Below are 24060 nucleotides of genomic sequence, written 5' to 3' on the forward strand. Positions count from 1 at the left end.
TTGATAATTATTGAAAAAACTCCTATGGAATTTTACTTTGAATAAATTTCTTTAATAATTCAGCCCGTCTGAATTATATCCTAATTTGTCCATTGTCAATTGTGCATTATCAATTATATATATTATCTAGATTTTTTAGATATTTCGTATGCTTCATGCCATGTATTTCTCACATCTTCAATAACTGGCATAAGCTCGTCCATCATTTTCACATCTTTTTTTAGATTTATTTCAAATAATCTTGTTTTTACAAATTCATATACTTTATATATTTGCTTTGCCCACTCACCTGCATTTTGATCTAAACTTATCATAAGTTCTGTAAATATATCTTGAACTTTAACTAGATTTTCATGACTTTTTTTAATGTCTTTACTAACTAAAGCTTCTCTTGCTATTTTTGCAAATTTTACAGCTCCATCTACTAACATTAATAGTAATTGTTCTTTTGATGCGTAGTTTACGCTATTATTTTTATACACATTTAATGCATTATTGCCATACATTTTATTGTTTCCTCCTACTTTTTAACATCTAAAAAGGTGCCATAACCTATTGCATTTAAGTTTTCTTCTTTTTCACCATGAAGACTTATAGTGGACTTTTCTAACTTTGTAGCATCTACAGTAAATTTATTTTGCTCCATTTGCTTTCTTTCTTTTTTTACATATTCATTGAAAAACTTTTTCTTTTGCTTTTCACTATCTTTATTAATACTTATGTTAGACTTTCTATGAACCTTACCGTCTTTTGTTTTTTCGTAAACCTTTTTTCTAAGATCTGTATCTATTTTATTTAGTAAGAAATTCATAGTACTTCCCCCTATTAAGCTTTTTTGTCTATTGCAACACCAACTAGTTCCATCATTTTAGCTACTAGATCAAGTATTTTCTTAGGTGGGCACTCCATAATAACTTCTTTAGTATCTTCATTTATTATTTTTACCATTACATCTCCAAGCTTTTCATGGACTGAATACTCTGCATAGGTATGCTCATCTTTTAAAAACTCATTTAATTTATCTATTGCCTTTATTACATCATCTTTTCGATAATTTTTATCTTTAGCACTTACAGCTCCTACTACATCCTTGTTTTCTGCAATTTGCTTAATTTCTGGATTTTTAACTGTACTTAGGTTAACTTGTCCTCCTTGACTTGCAACCTTTATTTCCATTTTAAAACACCACCCTTGTTATAATGAAAGAATGAAAAAATTAAGGAATGAAAAAATTGTTGTTATAATTCTGCAAAGCTGAATTATTTCATTAATTTCTTAATATTATTTGAAAAAAATTTCAAATAACTTTTCGTTTTTTCATTTTTCACTATTTCATTTCTCTTATTTTTTTCCTAGCATTTTTAATAATTCTATATTCATTTTTGTTGCTTCTTTGTTTTCATTTTCAACTTCTTCATAAAGCTCTTTTCTTAAAATAGTCATTTCTTTAGGTGCTTTTATTGCTAGTTTCACGCTGCCATCTTCTATTTTAGAAATAGATATTTCTATTTCATCACCTATTAAAATAGACTCTCCTTTTTTTCTTGTTATAACTAACAAATTTAACACACCCTTCTTACTTGAATACTTTTTCTTTTATGCTATATATTTCTTTGTCTAAAATATATTGTTCCCCTTTTTTGTTTTTTATATTTATTACTAAAGGTGCTTTTAAATTTGCTGTTATTTCTTCTGATTTAGAATTTAATGTCACAATTGAATATAACATTACATCTTCTGGATTTTCTAAATTTAAGTTTTTTATTACTTCATCATTTAGTCTTATTTCATACTTATCATTTATAAAAAACGGAGAAATAATTATAAAACCTAATTCTTTATCTTCTATTGATTGTAAAATATTGAATGGACTTTCATTTCCAATTTCTTTTATTATATATTTTTTTAAATTATCGAATCCAGGAATTCCTTTTTCAAAATATATTATTTCATTTTCTTCATATATCATCTTTCCATGTATTGGTGATATTAATTCCATATTATATCTTCTCCTATCTTAGGAAATCTAAAAGTGATGGTTGTATTATTTTTGCACTTACTTGAAGTGAAGCCATATATACACTTTGTGCAACTGTACCTTCTATATTCTTTTCAGCTAAATCTATATCTTCTGTTTGTGATAATATATCTTTTAAATTGAAGTTTTGTTCTTCATTTTGATCTCCAGCTGACTCCATTCTATTTTGCTTTGCTCCAACCTCTGCTCTTACCTTTAAAAGATTAGATATAGTTTCATCCATAACTTTTAGATTTTCATTTGTTACTTTACCACTTATATTAGAATCTTCTGAATCTATATTGTTTGTTATTTCTTTTAATAAGTCCATAACATTAACATCTGCTCCATTTTTATCTTTAAACAATAATAAATCTGTAGCAGATACATTGTAATCCATAGTTACTCCTTGTGAAACTTCTACAGTAAGCTTTTTATTTATCATACTTATTTGATTTTGTACTGATTCATCTGAATTATCAAGTTCTAAAACTTCTCCATCATTTCCACTTAGATGAATAGAATTATTTTCGGTACTTATATCTTTATTAGTTCCAATAGGTTTTGTACTTCCCTTAGTACCACCAAAAATATATTTACCATCAAAGCTACTATTTAATATTTGTGCTATTTCATTTACTTTTTCATTCATTTCATCTTTTATTGCTTTTTTCTCATCACTTCCATATGCAGCATTCCCAGCTGAAACCATTAGTTCTCTAAATCTCCCAAAACTGTTTCCTAATTGCTCTAGCGCAGTATCTGTAGTATCTAACCAATTTGTAGTATCCTTTATATTTTCATTATATTGAGTATTAGCTCCTATATCTCTATGTAGCTGCATACTTCTTGCAACCTTAAAAGGATTGTCAGAAGGTCTTCTAATTTCCTTTCCTGAAGTAAGCTGATCATTTAGTTTTTTCATATAACCTTGATTTCTACCAAGATCCTTTAAGAAGCTTTTACTCATCATTTGATTAGTAATTCTCATTTACTTCTTCCCCCTATCTTTTTAGTCCATTTATTATTACATCTAAAAGTTCATCAACTGTTGATATTATTTTTGCATTTGCATTATAAGCATGTTGGAACTGTACAAGATTTGCCATTTCTTCATCTAATGATACCCCTGAAACTGAAGCTCTACTTTCTTCTATGCTATATAATAAATCTTCTTGATTTATTACCATTCTTTGAGCCTCTTGTGCTTGAACACCTAGCCTATCAATTGTATCCTTAAAGTAAGAATCCATTTTCATTCCTGATGTACTATTTTCAATTTTCAATCCATTATTTATAAGTGAGTTACCACCCTTATTTTTATCAAATATATCTTTTCTAGATATTACTGTTTCATTTATATCCTGAATTCTAATTAACGAATCTCTTAATTGCGCTATTGACAATGCTCTTGAACCATCACTATCTCCATCCATGTTATTTTCGTGAGTATATGGGAATAAATCATCATGAGTCTTAGTTTTTATTTTCATTACATCTTCTAATATTTCCTTGTTAACAGTTATGTTCTTAGCCGTGATCTCAGATTCTCCTACTAATGTTTCATCTAAATTACTTAAAATACCATTACTTTTATACTTAGCAATATCTTTATTAACGAAGAATGGTATGAAATCTTTCTCTGCCCCAGCAATATTACTTAAAGGATCTTCCATTCCACTATGCACTGCATTTACTGAAAAAGCTATTGATTTTGCTAATTTATTTAATTGTCCCATGTAGTCTTCTATATCTTTTTGTACTGAAACTAACCCATTAACACTACCACTTTCCGGTTTAAATATCATAAGCTCTGAGTAATTGATGACATCTCCATCTTTTATTGGATATCCATCTCCTCTTGCTGCTTGTCCATTATTATCAGCCCATATTATTCTATTATCTTTAATTTCTTTAGCTTGTTCTGGTGTTATACCAGTTACTTTTAGTGTTTGTTTATTAGATTCGCTATCCATATTACCATTTTTATAGTATGTAACTATATACGTCTTGCCTGAAAAATCACTTGAATCTAATTCAACATCTGTTACATATGAAAATCTCGCAACATCTCCATTTGGACTTGAATTTACTAAAAGCGGTGCTTTCATGCTACCTGTTTCTGTTGGCTTTAAATCTATACCATTAAACTCTCTTTTATCTACTTGTATTCCAAACTTGCTACTTAATTGATCTAACAATAAATCTCTTTTATCCATTAAATCATTTGGAGTATTTCCAGATACAGTTACGCTAATTATTTCTTGATTTACCCTATCTAATTGTTCTAAAACACTATTTACTTCTGTAACAGAGCTCTTTAACATATCTTGAGCATTAGCTTGTAAGCCTTCAATCTTTGTATATGTTGCATTTAATGCGTCTGTTAAAGCTGCTGTTTGCTGAGCTACTACAGTTCTTGCATTAGAACTATTTGGCTGTTTTGATAACTCTTGAAATGAATCAAAGAACTTTCCCATTAAAGTTGAAATACCAGTTTCTGATGGTTCATTAAAAACACTTTCTACTTCATATAAAAAATTATTTCTTATATCATATTTTCCTAAAACTGCATTTTCACTTCTTACTTGATAATCCAAAAAATTATCTCTAACTCTTTCTATCGCCTGAATTTGAGCTCCTGTACCAAGCTGTCCTGCTTGTACAGATGAACCCATTGATGTTCCTCCAAAAGGTCTACTTGTTTCTATTTTTGCTCTTTGCCTTGAGTATCCAACAGTATTAGAGTTTGCAATATTATGAGATGTCACATCTATACTTTTTTGTTGTACATTCATTCCTCTTTTTGCTATATTAAATGTTGAAAATAATCCTGACATTCCCTCACCTCCAGTTTCCTACTATCTTTTTATACTTCCATAAGAGTTATAGGTTGGTATATCCCTTTTAGGATTTATTAAATTTAAAAGTTTATTTGTAAAGCTTAGTTGTTGCTTTATTAATAAGTCATTTGTATCTTTTTGAAGAATCATTTCATTTAGTAGATTTTGTATCCTTCTATACCCATTTTCTAATTCTTCATCTTTATAGTTTGATATAATTTCTTTTATGGATTGATTCCCTAATAACCTTCTTCTTCTTACTTCAATTTCAGCAACATCTTTATTTTTTTGTTTTATATCTTCTACTATTGATTCCATTCCAAATATATCTTTGGATATAATTAATTTATATTGTTTATCTAATAGAATTAATAATTCTTTTAACTCTTTTTCTTCATCATAAAGTACATCTCTTAAACTATTTATCATACTATTCTTTTCCTCTCATAGCATCTAACATACTTTTAGCAATAAGCTTTGAATCATAAGTATATGTTCCATTGTAAATGCTATTTTTAACTTCTAAAACTTTTTTTCTATTATCAAAGTTTTTATTATCTATTGAATAATCATTTAATATTTTTGCAGCTTCTGATAATTCAATTCTGTCATAGGTTTCTTTTTTCTCTAACTTTTCAATTTTATTAGAAGTTACCTTATTATAATAGTTAATTCCATTTGCATAACCTATACCTTTAATATTCATAATTTCCTCCTAATAATACTTCTTATATTTATTTATCGTAATTATTAATTATAAGTTTAGACGTTAATTTAAAATTGTTAAATCTATATTTTATATATCCATTTAATATTATTCACTGTTTCTCTCTTAAATTAATATATTTACCTCTAACTTTAACCTAGATATAAATAAAATAGAACCTATATAAATACACTCTTTTTAAGTGTCTATTATATAGGTTCTATTCTTAAATATTTAAATCTATGTATTATTTAAGTGACCTTATTCTGTCAGCTCCACTTACGATACTTGTTATTCTAACTCCAAAGTTCTCATCAACAACAACAACTTCTCCATAAGCTATCTTCTTGCCATTTATTAATACTTCTACTGGTTCTTCTGCAAGTTTATCTAACTCTATTAAAGATCCTGTACTTAAATCCAATATATCCTTAATGCTCTTCTTAGTTCTTCCTAAAACAACTGAAACCTCTAATGGAACATCCAGTATTAAATCAATATTTCTATGTGATTCTCCAACAAGACCTTGTGACAGTGGCTCAAAAGTAGCTCCATGAACTTCTACTGGCTTTTCTACTACATTTTTAGCTACTTTTTCTTCTACTGTATTAACAATAGGCTTTTCTTCTATCTTATATTCTTCTTTATAAATATCTGAAGACTCATAGCTATCATCTATTTCATTTGCAACTTCTTGATCTTCACCCATCATTATTGAAACAATTTTTTTTGCAGTACCTATTGGTAATATTTGCATCATATTTGATTGAAGTAATCCTTCTATAGTTAAATCAAAACAAACTTCAACTATTGGTTCATCTTCTGGGATAGTTTCTGATATATTTTCATTCATATCCTTCCATATCTTTGATTTAGGAGGTGATATATTAACTTCCCTTGCAAACATAGTCGCCATAGAAGTTGCTGCAGAACCTATCATTTGATTCATAGCTTCCTGAACTGCACTAACTTCGATTTCTGATAACGTAGAAGTATTAACTTGTCCATCTCCACCCATCATAAGATTGGCAATTACAGCTGCATCTGTAGTTTGCATTATTAATATGTTTCTTCCAGTTATCCCAGAAACATATTCAACATCTAATATTATATTAGGATAATCAAATCCATTTTTTATTTCTTTTAATGTTGTAATCCTAACCTTAGGTGTTGTTATATTTACTTGCTTATTTATAAGTTGATAAAGAGCCGTTGAAGCTGATCCCATGGAAATATTCCCTATTTCACCTAACAGATCTTTCTCTATTTCTGATATTAACTCTGGTTTTTCACTATCTGTACCACCATTTAACAATGAATCTATTTCTTCTTGAGACAAAAACCCATTACTCATTCTCAATCACATCCTTATCTAAAATATCTAAAAGTTGTATCCCCATATTTTTACCTATAATTCCTGGTTTAGCTATAAAACATTCTTCATTTTCTACAAAAACTCTTACAGGATCACTGCATTGAGAATTTAATAATAAGACATCTCCATTAACTAACTCTAAAAAATCATCAACAGTTATCTCTGTTTTTCCAAGTTCAACATGCATATTCACTTCTACAGGATCTATTCCCTTTTTGAGCTTTTCTCTAGCCTCATCTTGTAATTCTGATTCATCAGTTTTAAACCAATATTGTACAACAAGCTTATCTAATACTTTTTCAATACTTAGATATGGAATACATAAGTTCATATATGTTGTACTTTTACCTAACTCAACTAAAAAGCTAAGCAAAGCAACAGGCTCATTTGGTGCTAAAGTTTGATTAACTGATGGATTAGTTTCAAGTCCTTCAAATTCCGGCTTCACTTCTAATATTCCATCCCAAGCTAAGATTAAAGACTTAATCATTTCTGAAGTTATATTTGATAAAATATTTTTATCTATTTCTGAAAACTCTTTTGCCTTTTCATCCCTATCCCCTGTTCCTCCTAAAAGTATATCTAATACTTGGAATGAAAATTGTGGATTCATTTCAAGTAATATGTTTCCTTGTAGTGGTGGCATCTTAAATATAGTAAGTATAGTTGGATTAGGAATAGAGTGCACAAACTCTTCATATGTTATCTGCTCCACACTTTGGATATCTACTTTGACATGCTTTCTAAGTTGACCTGAAAGGTAATTACTTATTATTCTTGCAAAAGCGTCATGAACCATTTCTAATGTCCTAATGTGATCCTTAGAAAACTTCTGAGGACTTCTGAAGTCATACTTTTTTATTTTATGTTTTTCTTCTTTTTCTTTTAGCTGTTCTGGTTCAACATCTCCTGTAGATAGGGCAGAAAGAAGAGCATCTATTTCGCTCTGACTTAAAACCTCTGCCATTTCTCTCCCTCATTTCCTAGTAATTTAGTAGCTTTTCTATATCTATAATTGTTAGTAATCTTCCTTCTAAGTCAATTACTCCTTTTATATAAACTTCAGTATTATGCGTTTCTAACCTTTGCAGTTTATCTTCATCTATATCTATTACTTCTTCAACTTCATCTACAGATATGCCTATTTCTTCTTCGTCAACCTTTAATATTATTATGTTATTTTGTTCTTTTTCTGATTCTATATTAAGTAATAAATTAACATCAACTAAAGATTTTATGCTACCTCTTAGGTTTATTAAACCTCTTATATAATTTGGAGCCTTAGGCACCCTTGTTATAGTCATCATATCATTGATACTTAATATTTTATCTGTCTCTACTGCAAAATGTTCTTCTCCTAATTTAAATACTACAAATTGCATTTAACTTGCCTCCTAAATAGTTTTAACCAACTACCTTTCTTATTGCTTCTAAAACTCTATCTGCTTGGAATGGTTTCACAATAAAGTCTTTTGCACCAGACTTAATTGCATCCATAACCATTGATTGTTGTCCCATAGCTGAACACATAATTATCTTTGCTCCTGGATCGAATGATCTTATTTCTTTTACTGCCTCAATTCCATCCATATCTGGCATAGTAATGTCCATTGTAACAACATCCGGATTTTCTTTTTTATATAAATTTACTGCTTCTATACCATTACAAGCTTCCCCTACTACTTCAAATCCATTTTTTTGTAGTATATCCTTTATCATCATTCTCATAAAAGCTGCATCGTCCACTATTAAAACTTTTGTCATTTTAATCCCTCCAAATTATCTTATTCCTAATGATTCTAAAATTTTTTCTAATGATCCTGGAGCTGGAACAAAATAAAAATGTCCTTCTATTTTGTTATCTCCTTCTCCCATAAATAATGTTTCTATATCTAAAACATACTCTTCGTGTTGCCCTGTTTCAACGAATGTTGAAACAAGTATTGCACTTAGCATATCATTAGCTACTGCAGGTACTGAGGCAGTTGCCTTTAGCCCTGTAAAATTTGCAATTGCATTCATAAAAGATGAGGATATTATATTCCCAATCTCCCCTATAACTGAAATGCCCATCTCAGTAAAAGTTTTTTCATCTTTATAAGTCATTTTTGATATCATATTTAATGCTACGTCTTCTTCAAATATATAAAGGACACTTCCGGGAATATCGTCAAGTACTTTCACCAATACAGCTACAACTTCATTTTCTCTGCAACTATTAAATAACTCATCGAATTCTATTAAGTTCATATTTGGAACTGACATATCAATCTTAGTTCCAAGTAGCATTGATAGAGCTGTTGCTGAATTTCCTGCTCCTATATTAGAAACTTCCCTTAATGCATCCAATTGAAATGAAGTTAAATTCTTGTATTCCATAAAAATCCTCCCTTCTAAATCAATGCCGCCACATCAAGAATTAATGTTACTAATCCATTTCCAAGTATTGTAGCTCCAATATATTCTTTTAAGGATCTTAAAGTTTTGCCTAAAGGCTTAATTACTATTTCCTGTTGACCAAATAATGAATCAACAAGTAATCCTACTGTTTTTTCCCCAACTTTTACTATAATAATGAACTTCTTTTTACTTTCTTTATTTTCGATTCCAAGTCTCTCATTTAATCTTATAAGAGGTATAATACTATCTCTATAAACTATTACTTCCTCTCCATTTGTCTTTTTAATATTTTCTTCTTTATAATCTATAACTCTATCAATAAATCCTAATGATATAGCAAGAGTTTCATCACCCACCTTAACTAAAAGTGCTTGAATTATTTGAAGTGTTAAAGGTAACTTTATTATAAAACTTGACCCTTTTCCCTCTTCACTAACAACATCTACAGTACCACCTAGTGATGAAATTTTTGTTTTAACAACATCCATTCCAACACCTCTACCCGATATATCTGTAACTACAGTATTTGTACTAAAACCTTGAGCAAATATTAAGTTCCTAATGTCATTGTCACTTAATCCTTCTGTATTTATTCCTATTTTTTCGGCTTTAGCCTTTACTTTTTCAATACTAATTCCTGCTCCATCATCACTAACTTTTATTAAAGCCTTAGTTCCTTCTTGATAAGCAACTAGTTTTATTTTTCCAACAGGATCTTTGCCATTTGCAATTCTTTCTTCTTTAGTTTCTATACCATGATCTGCTGCATTCCTTAAAAGATGTATTAACGGTTCTCCAATTTCGTCTATAACAGTTCTATCTAATTCTGTTTCTGATCCTTCTATAATGAAATTTATCTCTTTTTTAAGTTCTAAAGATAAATCTCTTATCATTCTAGGGAATCTATTAAATACTACTTCCAACGGAAGCATTCTTATCTTCATAACTAAATCTTGCAAATCTGATGTTGTTCTCTCAACTTGCTCTAATGTTTCTATTAGTTCTTGAGACTTATCATTAATTACAATTTGTTCTAATCTAGTTCTGTATATAACAAGTTCTGATACCATATTCATTAGCTTATCTATTCTTTGTAAGTCAACTCTAACTGATTGATGCGCCCTCTTATTATTATCTTTTTTCTTATCTTGCTTTTCTATTTTATCACTTGATATATTATCTTTTATATGAATCTTCTCTATTCCACTTATTATTTCATCTTTTAATGTAGCTTCTTCATCTTGATAAATATCTTCAATAGAAACATAAGATGTTTCTACTTTTCTTACTTCTGAAATATTGCTTACTATTTCATTAACTTCTTCTTTTGATCTAGTAGTAATTAAAACAAATATCAATTCCGTATCAAACTGTTCATTTTCTATATCTTCTGTAGAAGGAAAAGATTTTAATATTTCCCCTTGCGCTTCAAGTTCTTGAACAATTAAAAATGCTCTTGCTGATTTTAATAATGTATCATCTCTTAATATTATTTTAACGTTAACTCCATTAAATCCGTTTTGTTTTGCTTGCTTTAAGACTGATAAATCATATTCATTTAAACCTATATTAATAGATTCATTTGTTAATTTACTATCCTGTTCACTATTATATTTTTCTGTTATATACTCTTGTTTAGCTATTGACACTTCCTTGCTTCCAACATTTTCTAGAGACTTCATTATATTTTCTATTTCAATCTCTTCGTCATTGCCTTCTTCTATATTTCTAACCATTCTTTCCAAAGTATCTAAACAATCAAATAAAACTGTAACAACATTTCTACTAACTTGTAACTTGCCTTCTCTAAACTTTGATAGCACGTCTTCCATTTTATGAGTTAACTCAGCTATATTGCTAAATCCCATTGTTGCAGCCATACCCTTTATCGTATGAGCTACCCTAAATATTTCATTTACTTTATCTATATTTTCTGGTTCTTGCTCTAAATCTAATAAAGCTTCATTTAAGGTTTGTAAATTATCCATTGACTCTTCTAAAAACATTCCCATATATTGAGATACGTCCATTTTATTCACCCCTTTATACTCTTTTATAAATAAAAGTAGAAACTTTCTCTAATCCATAATCTTTATAATTATAAATACTTTCTGTTGCGCCAACAAATAGTAATCCACCCTTTTTTAAAGAGCTTGAAAATTTTTTAAATATCTCTTTTTTAACTTCATTTTTAAAATATATTATTACATTTCTACATACTATCAAATCAAAATCTTTTTCATAGTTATCTAAAATTAAGTCATGCTTTTTAAATATAACCATGGATTTTATATTATTATTTATTAAAAATTTATCTTTTTCTAATTGGAAATACTTTTTCATATAATCTTCACTTACATTTTTCATCTCAGCTTGTACATATTCTCCAAGCTTTGCTCTATTCAATATAGTATTATCTATATCTGTTGCAATTATAGTATTCCTTCCAATAGGATTTAGCTCATTCACCATCATTGCAATACTATATGGCTCACACCCTATTGAACAAGCAGCACTCCAAATTTTCAATTTATTATTATTTAAAAGATAAGATTTTAAGTTTTTTTCTAATTCTTTAAATAGTTCTGGATTTCTAAAAAACTCTGTAACATTTATAGTTATAAAATCTAAAAACCTCTGTCTTTCTTTATTATTAGATAGCAAAAGCCTCTTGTAATCATCTAATGATTTTATATCTATTCTTGACATCAAGCTTCCAATTCTTCTATTTAATTGTTCTTGCTTATATGCGTTTAAATTAATATTGAACTCTCTATATATCCAATTATGAAATTCTGTAAAGTCCATATCTCCTCCTAAGTTGCATTAACTAAACTTCTTATCTTTGCTGCAATATTATTTATAGAAAGTACATAATCTACACATCCTGTTTCATAAGATACTTTTGGCATCCCATAAATAACAGAACTAGCTTCATCTTGTGCTATAGTTATACCTTTATTCATTTTTACAACTACAGTTCCCTCTGCTCCATCTTTTCCCATTCCTGTTAGTACAACAGATATTACTCTACTAGCATATACAGTAGATGCTGATATAAATAATTTATCTACAGCAGGCCTTACTCCCCAGATTGCGTCATCAGTATTAAGCTTTAAAATACCGGACTTCTGGACTATCATATGAAATCCACCTGGAGCTATATATATTTTGTTTTTCTCTATCTTCATTCCATCTTCTGCTTCTAAAACATGTAATGAGCATTTTTTATTTAATCTTTCAGCAAATGCTTTTGTAAACCCACTTGGCATATGCTGAACAACTAAAACAGATACATTTAAATCTTTAGTTAATTCCGTAATTACTCTTTCTATTGCCTTCGGTCCACCTGTTGATGCACCTATTAAAATTATATCCCGCCTGTTATTTATGTCATTATGTATCAATAGTGCATGCACCTCCTATAGTCTTCTTAGACTATTTCCAATACTCTTAATTATAACTGCACCATCTTCACTCTCTAAAATCATAGTTCTTCCTTTGTTTCCTCCTATATCTTCTCCTATTATTGGAATAGATAAATTTCTTATAGATTCAATTACAGCAGTACTATTTCTTTTTCCTACATCACTAATAATTTTCTTATCTGGGAAGTTAAACATTGATGCTCCCCCTGCAATTTTGGCTACAATATTATCTTTTCTACACCCAAGAGATAGCATTTTTTCTAGTAAATTTTGAATTCCCAAATCTGCATATTTAAAAGGATTTAATATATTCTTGAATTGTGTGCTATCTGGTAACATTATGTGAACAAGTCCTGCAATTTTCTTTTCTTTATCATATAAGGCTATTCCAACACATGATCCAAGTCCCATCGTTATTAGTTTATCTGGGGCAGATACAATAGCTCCATCGGCTATTCCAACTCTAACCTCTTTTTTTTCTTCCAATTTTGTCACCCCTGAAAAATACTCTCTTCTTCTTCTACTGTTAGTATTTTTTCTAAATCTAACATTATGATTATGTTGTTGTTTTTCTTTATTAATCCTTTTATATATTTCTTTGAAATTAAAGTTGAAAGACTTTCTGGATTATTTATTTCCTCATCAAATATACTAAGAACTTCACTAACACTATCTACTGATATTCCAAATTTCCCTGTATTTCTTTTTACAACTATTATTTTTTTATCTAAACTATTTTCTAATTTTAATTTGAATTTATTTGCAAGATTTATAATAGGTAAAACTCCATTTTCATAGTTAATAACACCATCCAAAAAACTTGGTGAATCAGGCAAAATAGTTGGTTCCTCATACCCTAAAATTCTCTCTACTTCCATTATATCAGTAGCATAGAATTCATTACCTAATTTAAAAACTAAAATTTTTATCTCCTTCATTCCCTTTTCTTTTCCTCCTATAGAAGTAATTTATCCACAATTAAACTGCCATCTTTATCTATATATGCATGTACATTTTTAGACGGCTTTTCTAAGATATATTTTTTATTTCCTATAATAAAAATAGTGTTATGATATGCAACATCTACATTTATTTCTCCATCTTTATCTACTTCTAATTTCGTAAATACTCCTGAATCACTTCCTACTATTGAAGCCTTAATTAATTTTCCTGATTTTAAGTGACCTCCTCTACAGACAGAAGACTTAAGACAAAAATTAATATTACCAGATGAATTTAATTGGCTAGTAAATAAACCTTTTCCTATTATATTTATATCTCCTGTAACACTTATCTCAGATTCTTGTGCATACTCAATTGTTAAGTCTGATGTTGTTATAACATCATTTTCCAAATCTTCTAATTCCTTAGCAACTTGATAAATTATATTCTCTATTTCATTAATATCCTTTATAGTGCTAGGAGCAGCGCCCATAAGTTTTGATTTAGCCAATTCTACAACAATAGAGTTATAGCAATTATCTTGCATAGCATTTGAAATTATTTTGATGCATGTTTTAGGGATATTTTTATATTTAGTTTCAATTAGCGATTTAATTATCATTCCATCTGTTATATTGCTCTTAATCAAATTATTATCTTTTAGATATATAGAGTTTTTTAATAAAGATTCTAAATCATTCTTAATTTCTTTTAATGCTTTAACTCTCTTTTCTTTAATTAAATTGGTTCCTCCAACTTCAACTTTAGAGTTAACTATATTTCCAGTAATTTCAGATGTATCTTTTGCATCAATAAATCCAGCAAATACTCCATTTTTTATAGCAAGGCTACCTCCTGCAGTAACTTTCATTCCTTCAGTAACCTTGCCATTTATTTGCACACTTGATGGAAATTTAATATTTCCACTTAAAATTGTAACATCATCATTTAATACATATATAGGCTCAACTCCTATAGTATTCTTACTAAAATATGGCTTTCCAGAAATAGTTGAAATTATTAAATTATCTTTTATCTTACATCCTTGTCCCGCTGAAAAATTACTTTTCTTTTTAGCCTTTCCTGGTATTCGTTGTGAAAAAACATTTTTTCCATCAACACCATTCTCTCCCTTTATAATCTCGGCTAAAACTTCGTTAGCTTTAACACTTGTTATAGAATTAAACTCCCTATAATCTATTTTTTCTGTATTTTCATCTATTTCTAATTTATTATTTGAATTAAAAAACACGTTTATTTTATCTTCAATAGGAAGTTTTTCCTTTATTCCTTGTGCTATTAATTTATTTTCAATTTCTCTGCTAGACACAATATATTTTATAATTTCATTATCTATACCATAAGATATACCCTTATCTTTTAATAAAGTAAACAGCTCAGATTCTGTTATTATAGGTGCATCTATTCCTTCTTCAACATCTACATCTAATGATAAGATATTACTTTCCTTTGAATCTTTCAAATAATAAACTAATTCCTTATTATATGTAATTGAAATATACGCTTCTGTTTTATCATCATTAAATCTTATATCAATAAGACGTTGTGCTTTTTCTTTTAACCCTTTAAAGTCTATAATGTCTACCGCTTTTATAATAGATTGCTTGGTTACCTTTTCTCCATTTATATATAACTCTCCATTTATAGGCGGCAAAATGGTTGCATATTTCCCATTTCCAACTGGATTTCTAATTACTATTTTTCTATCTTTAACATAGACAGTTCCATCAATGTTATTGACCTTATTATAATTTTCTTCCATACCCAAGCCCCCATTGCATATATATGGTAATAAATTTACCAGTTTAATAATACCATAATTTAAAATATTTTTGAATAGACATAAATCTTTTAAAAATACAAAAAACTCTTATTTTATCTAAATTGATTAACATATATTTTTATCTCTTCATCAAAACTTTTAATTAATTTTTGCATTTTTTTATTTTCAATATTAAAATTAATTTTATCAACTTTAGAAATCGGTAATATTTTAGGTGATGTTCCAGATATAAACATTGCATCAATACTTTCCAATTGATCAAAATTTATTTTTCTTTCTTCAAAACTTATACCTAAGCTTTTAGCTAATGATATAATTCTACCTCTTGTCACCCCTGGTAAAACATCATCTAATGGAGAAGTGTATAATGTATCTTGTTTAATCATAAATATATTTGACTTACTTCCTTCTGTTATAAATCCATTTGAATTTACAAGTATTGCTTCGAAAACATTTGCTTTCTTAATTTCATCATTTACTTTTTGTCTAAAATTACTATCAATTACCTTAGCATTAGGATTTGTTCTTTCTCCATGATAAAGTATAGTCTCCACTCCATTTTTATACATATCTTCGGTTGGATAACTATGCTTAATACTAAAGACTTTCATAGTATCACTTTGTATATCAAATGTAAGTTTAATATTTCCACACTCTACATTATTTGCTTCAATTAACCTTATAAGATAATCTTTTATTTTATCATATTTATAAGAAAATGTTTTTCCCATAAGCCTAAAAGATGATTCCAATCTCTTAATATGATCTTCGTAGAATAATGGAACTCTATCTATAACTCGTATTACTTCATATATGATTCTGTTTTTTTCTGTTGAATCACTTGTATAATTGTTTATCTCTTCTAAATGTCCATCTTCTAAATAATATTTTAAAATAGCTTCCATAAGTAACTCCTCCTCTTATTTCCATTTTAATACTTCAAAATTATTTTTCTTTTTATAATTTATTAAATAACCATTTCCAACTAAATCTAATAATGGTTTATCTGATAAGGAATCTGAAAACATATAGGAATTTTTAAAATCAACTTTGATATTTTCTTTTGCTAGTACTTCTTTAAGCCTTCTTACTTTTTCCTCCCCCTTACAGTTTTCACCTTCCATTTTTCTTATAAACTTACCACTATCTATAGTAAATTTTGTTCCTATCACCATATCTACTTCTTTTATAGCGTAAAATTCTTTTAAATAAAATTCTGGAGATGCAGATATTAAATATACCTTATATCCTTGACTTTTTAAATCTTTCATCATTTTTATAGCATCTTTATATAATATATTCTCTAAAACATCTCTATAAAAACCTTTCACTAATATAGCTAAATCATTTTCATCTATACCATCTATAAATTTAAGGAAACTCTCCTTTACTCTCTTTTCATCATAAACCTTTATAGAATACATAACTCCACTATATAAAGCTCTTGGAAGAAATTTAATATTTCTTATATCTTTTTTAATAACATATTTATATAATTGCATTAAAGTTTCTTTTTTAGTTATAGTATAGTCTACATCAAATATTGCTAATTTATCCATTATCATTCCTCCTAAGCTAATTCATTATTAATTATATACTATAATTTGCTATAATTAAACAAATTAGTAACTGAATTGACTTAAATATAAAATAATATTAACTTTATTATTATTCTATAAAAAAAATATTACCACAGGATCACTGTAGTAATATTTATATTTTTTAATCTATCAAACTAATTTTTGCAAATATTTATCTAATCTATTTAATCCTTCTTCTATTATTTCCATAGATGTTGCATAAGATAATCTAATATAATTATCTAATCCAAAAGCAATTCCTGGTATTACTGCAACATTTTCTTCATTTAATAAACTTTTTGAAAAATCTAGAGATGAATTAATCATCTTATCATTAATTTTTTTACCAAAATACCTCTCTACACATACCATTATATAAAAAGCCCCCTTAGGTCTTATAATTGATAACCCATCAATTTTATTAATTCTATCAATCATATAATTTCTTCTTTTTTCAAATTCTTTTATCATTATTTTTATGCTATCTTGTGGTCCATTTAAAGCTTCAATTGCAGCATACTGAGATATAGAGTTTACATTTGACGTAACATGACTTTGAACACTGCTCATTAACTTAGCAATTTTCTTACTAGATGCAGAATATCCTACTCTCCACCCTGTCATTGCATATGCTTTTGATAATCCATTAATTACTATCGTTCTTTCATAAGAATCTTTTGATATAGCTGCTATGCTAATATGATTTGCATTATCGTATATCAGCTTTTCATATATTTCATCTGATATTATTATTAAATCATATTCCTTAGCTAATTCTGCAATTTCAGTTAATTCTTTCTTTGTATATATACTACCAGTTGGATTATTGGGACTATTTACTAATATTGCTTTTGTTCTATTTGTAATTGATTTTCTAAGCTCATCAACTGTATATTTGTAATCATTTTCCTTAGTAGTATTTATAAATAAAGGAATCCCACCAGCTAATTTCACAAGTTCTGGATAACTTACCCAATAAGGAGTTGGTATTATCACTTCATCCCCTTCATTCAATATAGCTAAAAAAGTATTTGCCAAACTTTGCTTAGCTCCTGTAGATACCACTATCTGATCTGCATCATAATTTAATTCATTATCTTTTTTTAATTTATTACAAATAGCTTTCCTTAAATCTAAAATACCACTTGTAGGCGTATATTTCGTCTTTCCATCTCTCATGGCTTTTATAGCAGCTTCTATTATATTTTCTGGAGTATTAAAATCTGGCTCTCCTGCCCCAAAGCTTACTACATCCACCCCTGATTCTTTTAACTCTTTTGCCTTTGCTGTAATTTCTAGTGTTATTGATGGATTAATTTCCATTGCTTTTTTAGATAAATCCATTTTGATACCCCCCAATTTACTTTTTAAAATTTATTAATTTTTTTAGTAAAGCTTCATTTATCCCATAGCTTCCTATTAAATTTTCATTATAACATTCTTTACCATGATAATCACTTCCACCAGTTATAAATAATTTATGTTTTTTACATAAATTATAAAAATTATTGGTTTGTTCTCTACTATGACTAGGGTGATATACTTCTACACCTCTTAAACCATAAAACTTAAAATCTTTAATTATATTTTCTATAGCTAATCCTTTATATATCTGACCTGGGTGAGCCAAAACTGCAACTCCTCCCGAGCTATTTATAACTTGTATAGCATCTTTATAATTAAGCTTAAAACCTTTAACATATGCAGGCTTTCCTTTAACTAAAAAGTTAGTAAAAGCAGCTTTATAACTATCAAAATATCCTTTTTTCACCATAGCATTAGCAACATGACTTCTTCCTATCACTGTAGAATCTAAATCAATAGCCAGCTCATCTAAAGTTAAATGGATATCATTCTTTCTTAATTTAAAAAGAATTTCTTCTATTCTTTCTATTCTAGCTTTATTTAATCTATTTACTGTTTCATCTAAATTTTTATTTTTTATATCAATAAAATATCCTAATATATGAATTTCTAAATCATCATATTCAGTGCTTAATTCTATTCCAGATATTATATTTATATCATCGGAATTATTTTCTACTATATATTGCGAAGCTATCGAATCATGATCTGTAATAGAAATACTTTTCACACCTAGACTTTTTGCTTTATCCACAATTTCTTCTGGTGTCATACTACCATCTGAATAACTTGAATGAATATGTAAATCTGCATAGTTCATTTTAACACCTTATTTCTTAAGTATATATTAAAAATATATCATTATTAATATAAAATGACAATTAAAAAGTAAACATAAATAAAAGAAGTGCCAAAATTGGCACTTCTTTTATTTATTACTCAGCTAAATCTTCACTATAGAACTTTGATACTCTATCAAATTCTTCTTCTTCTGGAATTATTAATTCTCCATCTTCATTTGATCTAAATAAGTAAACTGAATCTTCATTTGGATCTTGAGCTAAAATATACTCATTTTCTTCAAATTCGAAGGCATCTATAATTGGACATGATATAACATTTCCATTATCATCTTCTAAGTCTACAACAAAGTGTTCATGATGGTCTTCTCCACATCCGCATCCTTCATGATGTTCATGATCGTGATCGTGACCACATCCACATTCCATTTCTTCTTCGTGGCATCCACATTTCTTTTCGTTATCCATTAAAATAATCCTCCTTCAATAGATTATGATTCTATTTAATTCTACCCTTAATTAGTAAAAATTAAAAGAAAAATATTAATTTTTTTTATATTTTATATTATTAAAGAAAAAATGAGGAGCTTTATAGCCCCTCATCTATAAAAATTATTGTTGTTCTGCTAATCTCTTGTAGTTTGCTAATCTTTCCTTAGCATCCTTTTCTGTCTTTTCAAATAAAGCTTCAGCAGCTTCTGGGAATGCCTTAGCAAGTGATGCATATCTTACTTCACCCATTAAGAATTCTCTGAAATCAGCCTTTGGTTCCTTAGAATCTAATGAGAATGGATTCTTAGTTCCAATTAAGCTTGGATTATATCTATATAATCCCCAATATCCGCATTCAACAGCTTTTTTAGCTTCATCTTGGCTGTTAGCCATACCACTCTTAATACCATGGCTTATACATGGAGCATAAGCAATGATTAATGATGGACCATCATAAGCTTCAGCTTCTGCTATTGCTTTAAGAGTTTGGTTCTTGTCAGCTCCCATAGAAATTTGAGCTACATATACATATCCATATGTCATAGCCATCATTCCTAGGTCTTTCTTCTTAGTTCTCTTTCCTGATGCAGCAAACTTAGCTATTGCAGCAGTTGGAGTTGATTTAGAAGATTGTCCACCAGTATTTGAGTATATTTCTGTATCAAATACAAGAACATTTACGTCTTCTCCTGAAGCAAGAACATGGTCTAATCCACCGTATCCGATGTCATATGCCCATCCGTCTCCTCCGAATATCCATTGAGATCTCTTAACTAGGAATTCCTTATCTTTTAAGATTTCTCTTGCATAGTCAGCATCAACATTTGCTAAAGTAGCAAGAACTCTATCAGCTCTATCTCTAGTTCCTTCTCCACTGTTCATATGATCTAACCAGTCTTGAAGTACTGCTTTAACATCTTCTGAAGTTTCTATTTCTAGAGCCTTCTTCATGTTATCAGCTATTCTTTCTCTTATAGCCTTAACTCCTAAGAACATACCTAATCCAAATTCAGCATTATCTTCGAATAATGAGTTAGCCCAAGCTGGACCATGTCCTTCATTATTTACTGTGTATGGAGTTGCTGGAACTGATCCACCCCAAATTGATGAACATCCAGTAGCATTAGCTATCATCATTCTATCACCGAATAATTGAGTTACAAGCTTAGCATATGGAGTTTCTCCACAACCAGCACAAGCTCCTGAGAACTCAAATAATGGTTGTTCAAATTGGCTACCCTTAACTGTATTCTTGTTCATTGGGTTCTTCTTAGGTGCAACTTCTTTAACTGCATAATCCCAAGCTTCGATTTGATCTTCTTGAGTATCCATTGGTTTCATTATTAATGCCTTACCAGGTGCTGGACAAACTTGAGCACAGTTTCCACAGCCTGTACAATCTAATGGAGTAACTCCAATTGTATAGAATGTTGGCTCTTCTGTCTTTAATGCCTTTGCAGGAACAATCTTTAATGATTCTGGTGCATTTTCTTTTTCATTTTCATTTAATAAGAATGGTCTTATAACAGCATGTGGACATACATATGCACATTGGTTACATTGGATACATTTATCTTGTTGCCATTCTGGAACATTGATAGCTATACCTCTCTTTTCATATGCAGCAGTACCAGCCATGAATGTACCATCTTCCATTCCATCAAATGCTGAAACTGGAAGGTCAAATCCTTTTTGAGCATTGATTGGTTCAACTATATTCTTGATGAAAGCAGGAACGTCATTTCTTTCTTCCTTAACTTCTTCAACAGCATCTTTCCAATCTGCTGGAACTTCTATCTTAACTATAGATTCAACACCTTTATCTATAGCAGCATAGTTCATGTTAACAACTTTTTCACCTTTTTTACCGTATGACTTAACTACAGCGTCTTTTAAGTATTTAACAGCATCTTCAACTGGAATGATGTTAGCAATCTTAAAGAATGCAGCTTGCATTATCATGTTAATTCTTCCACCAAGACCAATTTCTTGTGCTATCTTAACAGCATTTAAAGTATATAAATCGATGTTGTTTTCTGCTATATATCTCTTCATTGATGCAGGTAATTTTTCATTAACTTCTTCTGGGCTCCAGATTGTGTTTAATAAGAATTTACCATTTTTCTTTAAGCCTTCTAATACGTCATATTTATAAACGTAAGCTTGGTTATGACATGCTACGAAATCAGCTTTGTCAACTAAATATGGTGATTTGATTTGTTTCTTACCAAATCTTAAGTGTGATACTGTTATACCACCAGATTTCTTTGAGTCATATGAGAAATATCCTTGAGCATACATGTCTGTATGGTCTCCAATGATTTTAATAGCACTCTTATTAGCACCAACTGTACCGTCTGATCCTAATCCCCAGAATTTACATGCTTTAGTTCCTTCTGGAGTAGCATCGATGTCACCAATTTCTTCTAATGAAGTATTAGTTACGTCATCAACAATACCAATTGTAAATCCATCCTTTGGATTTTCTGATGCTAAGTTAGCATATACAGCAGCTATATGTGATGGGTTTGGATCTTTTGAACCTAATCCATATCTACCTCCAACTATAACTGGAGCATTTTCTCTTCCATAGAATGCACTCTTAACGTCTAAGTATAATGGTTCTCCAATTGAACCTGGTTCTTTAGTTCTATCTAGAACAGCTATAGACTTAACTGTAGCTGGTATTACCTTTAATAATTTTTCTATAGAGAATGGTCTGTAAAGTCTTACCTTAACAACCCCAACTTTTTCTCCTTTTGCATTTAAGTAATCTACAGTTTCTTCAGCAACGTCAGTTGATGAACCCATTGTAACAATTATTCTGTCTGCATCTGGAGCTCCATAATAATCGAAGCAGTGATATTCTCTTCCTGTTAACTTAGTTATTTCAGCCATGTAGCTTTCTACAACTTCTGGAATATCTTCATAGAATCTATTTACTGATTCTCTAGTTTGGAAGTATATATCAGGGTTTTGTGCAGTACCTCTAGTTACTGGGTGATTTGGATTTAAAGCTCTTCTTCTAAAAGCATCTAAAGCATCATAATCAACTAATTTAGCTAATTCATCATATTCTAAAACTTCTATTTTTTGAATTTCGTGTGAAGTTCTGAATCCATCAAAGAAGTTCATAAATGGTATTCTAGTTTTGATAGAAGTTAAGTGAGCTACTGGAGCTAAATCCATAACTTCTTGAACTGATCCTTCTGCAAGCATTGCAAAACCAGTTTGTCTTGCAGCCATAACGTCTTGATGGTCTCCAAATATACTTAATGAAGAAGTTGCTAAAGCTCTTGCTGATACATGGAATACTGTTGGAAGCATTTCCCCTGCAATCTTGTACATATTTGGGATCATTAATAATAACCCTTGTGATGCAGTATATGTTGTTGTTAATGCACCAGCTTGTAAAGATCCGTGAACTGCACCAGCTGCTCCTGCTTCTGATTGCATTTCCATAACCTTAACAGGTTGTCCAAATATGTTCTTTCTTCCTTGTGCTACCCATTCATCAACGTGCTCAGCCATTGGTGATGATGGTGTAATTGGGAAGATAGCAGCTACTTCTGTGAACGCATATGATATATGAGCCGCAGCCGTATTACCATCCATAGTTTTCATTTTTCTCATCGTGTTTGACCTCTCTTCCTTATATATAAAATTTTATAAATACGCTAAATACAGAAAATTAACACTGTATTCAATTGAAATAAATTATTGGTAAGAAAAGATTCAACCGCTTAATTACGTCTCCGTACCTAACCCCTAAGGTACTTCCCTGAGTCTTTACCCCCTCAAAGAATTTATTTAGTTAATTTCTCACCAAGTTCTTTTGCTTTTAGCAATTCCTCTTCACTTGGTGATTCCTTAACGGCGATGTGTCCTACAACATTAAAGTCGTAATCATTCATACGTTGAACCCAGTCAACCATGAATTTTCCATCATCCCATCCATATGATCCAAATAATACAACTTTCTTTTGTTTGTTTGGTAACAATTTGAATTGATTGATAAATGGTTCCATTTCATGTTGTTCAATTCTATTATTATCCATTGATGGGCTTCCGAAAGCAATTGCATCAGCTTCTGTTACATCTTCAATTGTTGCATCATAAACATATTTTATATTTACATCTGCATTAGCACATTTAGCACCTTCTGCAATTGAATTTGCAAGAACTTCTACGTTTCCCCCGTTACTCCAATAGATAATAGAAATTTTTTTCATAATTACATCACCTCATCCTTTGACTAAATTAAGTCACTTTGTTGGATATATATTACCTATTTTTTTACTCACTATT

The 24060-nt window shown here is 29.3% G+C and carries 27 protein-coding genes; all 27 read right to left on the reverse strand.

What is annotated here, in order from left to right:
* Positions 1-122: 122 nt before the first annotated feature.
* A complete protein-coding gene (gene fliS / locus NSA50_RS03865) occupies positions 123-506 on the reverse strand; it encodes a flagellar export chaperone FliS (RefSeq protein ID WP_195429331.1) in 384 nt (127 codons plus the stop codon).
* 14 nt (positions 507-520) lie between these two features.
* Entirely contained in the window at positions 521-811 is a 291-nt protein-coding gene (locus NSA50_RS03870) for a hypothetical protein (protein WP_195264807.1), read from the reverse strand.
* Between the two features lie 14 nt (positions 812-825).
* Positions 826-1176 (reverse strand): flagellar protein FlaG, encoded by a 351-nt coding sequence (locus NSA50_RS03875; RefSeq protein WP_195264809.1) that lies wholly within the window; start codon positions 1174-1176, stop codon positions 826-828.
* 165 nt (positions 1177-1341) lie between these two features.
* Complete coding sequence (gene csrA, locus NSA50_RS03880; protein WP_257443121.1) at positions 1342-1560, reverse strand: carbon storage regulator CsrA; 219 nt, start codon at positions 1558-1560, stop codon at positions 1342-1344.
* A 16-nt stretch (positions 1561-1576) separates the two neighbouring features.
* Positions 1577-1999, reverse strand: coding sequence for a flagellar assembly protein FliW (fliW, locus tag NSA50_RS03885; RefSeq protein ID WP_195429330.1), 423 nt, complete (start codon positions 1997-1999; stop codon positions 1577-1579).
* Positions 2000-2012: 13 nt separating this feature from the next.
* Complete coding sequence (gene flgL / locus NSA50_RS03890; protein ID WP_257443132.1) at positions 2013-3008, reverse strand: flagellar hook-associated protein FlgL; 996 nt, start codon at positions 3006-3008, stop codon at positions 2013-2015.
* A 13-nt stretch (positions 3009-3021) separates the two neighbouring features.
* Positions 3022-4857, reverse strand: coding sequence for a flagellar hook-associated protein FlgK (gene flgK / locus NSA50_RS03895; protein WP_195264817.1), 1836 nt, complete (start codon positions 4855-4857; stop codon positions 3022-3024).
* Positions 4858-4878: 21 nt separating this feature from the next.
* The gene (locus tag NSA50_RS03900; protein WP_195264819.1) at positions 4879-5289 is read right to left on the reverse strand and encodes a flagellar protein FlgN; all 411 of its coding nucleotides are present in this window, start codon (positions 5287-5289) and stop codon (positions 4879-4881) included.
* Between the two features lies 1 nt (position 5290).
* Positions 5291-5566: a flagellar biosynthesis anti-sigma factor FlgM gene (locus NSA50_RS03905; protein ID WP_195264821.1), complete on the reverse strand. Its 276-nt coding sequence runs from the start codon at positions 5564-5566 to the stop codon at positions 5291-5293.
* Between the two features lie 247 nt (positions 5567-5813).
* Complete coding sequence (fliY, locus tag NSA50_RS03910; RefSeq protein ID WP_257443136.1) at positions 5814-6920, reverse strand: flagellar motor switch phosphatase FliY; 1107 nt, start codon at positions 6918-6920, stop codon at positions 5814-5816.
* Positions 6913-7908: a flagellar motor switch protein FliM gene (gene fliM, locus NSA50_RS03915; RefSeq protein WP_257443138.1), complete on the reverse strand. Its 996-nt coding sequence runs from the start codon at positions 7906-7908 to the stop codon at positions 6913-6915. The genes fliY and fliM overlap by 8 nt, the downstream gene beginning before the upstream one ends.
* A gap of 16 nt (positions 7909-7924) precedes the next feature.
* A complete protein-coding gene (locus tag NSA50_RS03920; protein ID WP_195264827.1) occupies positions 7925-8323 on the reverse strand; it encodes a chemotaxis protein CheW in 399 nt (132 codons plus the stop codon).
* 22 nt (positions 8324-8345) lie between these two features.
* The gene (locus NSA50_RS03925) at positions 8346-8705 is read right to left on the reverse strand and encodes a response regulator (protein WP_142690943.1); all 360 of its coding nucleotides are present in this window, start codon (positions 8703-8705) and stop codon (positions 8346-8348) included.
* Between the two features lie 15 nt (positions 8706-8720).
* Complete coding sequence (locus NSA50_RS03930; RefSeq protein WP_195264829.1) at positions 8721-9320, reverse strand: chemotaxis protein CheC; 600 nt, start codon at positions 9318-9320, stop codon at positions 8721-8723.
* Between the two features lie 14 nt (positions 9321-9334).
* Positions 9335-11371, reverse strand: coding sequence for a chemotaxis protein CheA (locus NSA50_RS03935; RefSeq protein WP_257443145.1), 2037 nt, complete (start codon positions 11369-11371; stop codon positions 9335-9337).
* 13 nt (positions 11372-11384) lie between these two features.
* Positions 11385-12149, reverse strand: coding sequence for a CheR family methyltransferase (locus NSA50_RS03940; protein ID WP_195264832.1), 765 nt, complete (start codon positions 12147-12149; stop codon positions 11385-11387).
* Positions 12150-12157: 8 nt separating this feature from the next.
* Entirely contained in the window at positions 12158-12748 is a 591-nt protein-coding gene (locus tag NSA50_RS03945) for a CheB methylesterase domain-containing protein (protein WP_195264834.1), read from the reverse strand.
* Between the two features lie 15 nt (positions 12749-12763).
* Entirely contained in the window at positions 12764-13264 is a 501-nt protein-coding gene (locus NSA50_RS03950) for a chemotaxis protein CheD (RefSeq protein ID WP_195264836.1), read from the reverse strand.
* Positions 13261-13707, reverse strand: a complete 447-nt coding sequence (locus tag NSA50_RS03955; RefSeq protein ID WP_195264838.1) for a chemotaxis protein CheW — start codon at positions 13705-13707, stop codon at positions 13261-13263. Before NSA50_RS03955 ends, NSA50_RS03950 begins: the two co-directional genes overlap by 4 nt.
* 17 nt (positions 13708-13724) lie before the next feature.
* Positions 13725-15494 (reverse strand): flagellar assembly protein A, encoded by a 1770-nt coding sequence (locus NSA50_RS03960; RefSeq protein ID WP_257443151.1) that lies wholly within the window; start codon positions 15492-15494, stop codon positions 13725-13727.
* 113 nt (positions 15495-15607) lie between these two features.
* Positions 15608-16420 (reverse strand): aminotransferase class IV, encoded by an 813-nt coding sequence (locus NSA50_RS03965; protein ID WP_195264842.1) that lies wholly within the window; start codon positions 16418-16420, stop codon positions 15608-15610.
* 15 nt (positions 16421-16435) lie between these two features.
* Positions 16436-17074: an HAD-IB family hydrolase gene (locus NSA50_RS03970; RefSeq protein WP_195264844.1), complete on the reverse strand. Its 639-nt coding sequence runs from the start codon at positions 17072-17074 to the stop codon at positions 16436-16438.
* 171 nt (positions 17075-17245) lie between these two features.
* A complete protein-coding gene (locus tag NSA50_RS03975; protein WP_257443154.1) occupies positions 17246-18439 on the reverse strand; it encodes a pyridoxal phosphate-dependent aminotransferase in 1194 nt (397 codons plus the stop codon).
* Positions 18440-18455: 16 nt separating this feature from the next.
* Positions 18456-19280 carry a PHP domain-containing protein gene (locus tag NSA50_RS03980; protein ID WP_257443156.1) on the reverse strand — a complete coding sequence of 275 codons (825 nt, stop codon included), beginning with the start codon at positions 19278-19280 and terminating at the stop codon, positions 18456-18458.
* Positions 19281-19395: 115 nt separating this feature from the next.
* Positions 19396-19728 (reverse strand): DUF1292 domain-containing protein, encoded by a 333-nt coding sequence (locus NSA50_RS03985; protein ID WP_195264850.1) that lies wholly within the window; start codon positions 19726-19728, stop codon positions 19396-19398.
* A gap of 144 nt (positions 19729-19872) precedes the next feature.
* Entirely contained in the window at positions 19873-23385 is a 3513-nt protein-coding gene (nifJ, locus tag NSA50_RS03990) for a pyruvate:ferredoxin (flavodoxin) oxidoreductase (protein ID WP_195264851.1), read from the reverse strand.
* A 173-nt stretch (positions 23386-23558) separates the two neighbouring features.
* Entirely contained in the window at positions 23559-23984 is a 426-nt protein-coding gene (locus tag NSA50_RS03995; protein WP_195264853.1) for a flavodoxin, read from the reverse strand.
* Between the last annotated feature and the right edge of the window lie 76 nt (positions 23985-24060).

The sequence above is a fragment of the Clostridium mucosae genome (assembly GCF_024622765.1).
Classification (GTDB): domain Bacteria; phylum Bacillota; class Clostridia; order Clostridiales; family Clostridiaceae; genus Clostridium.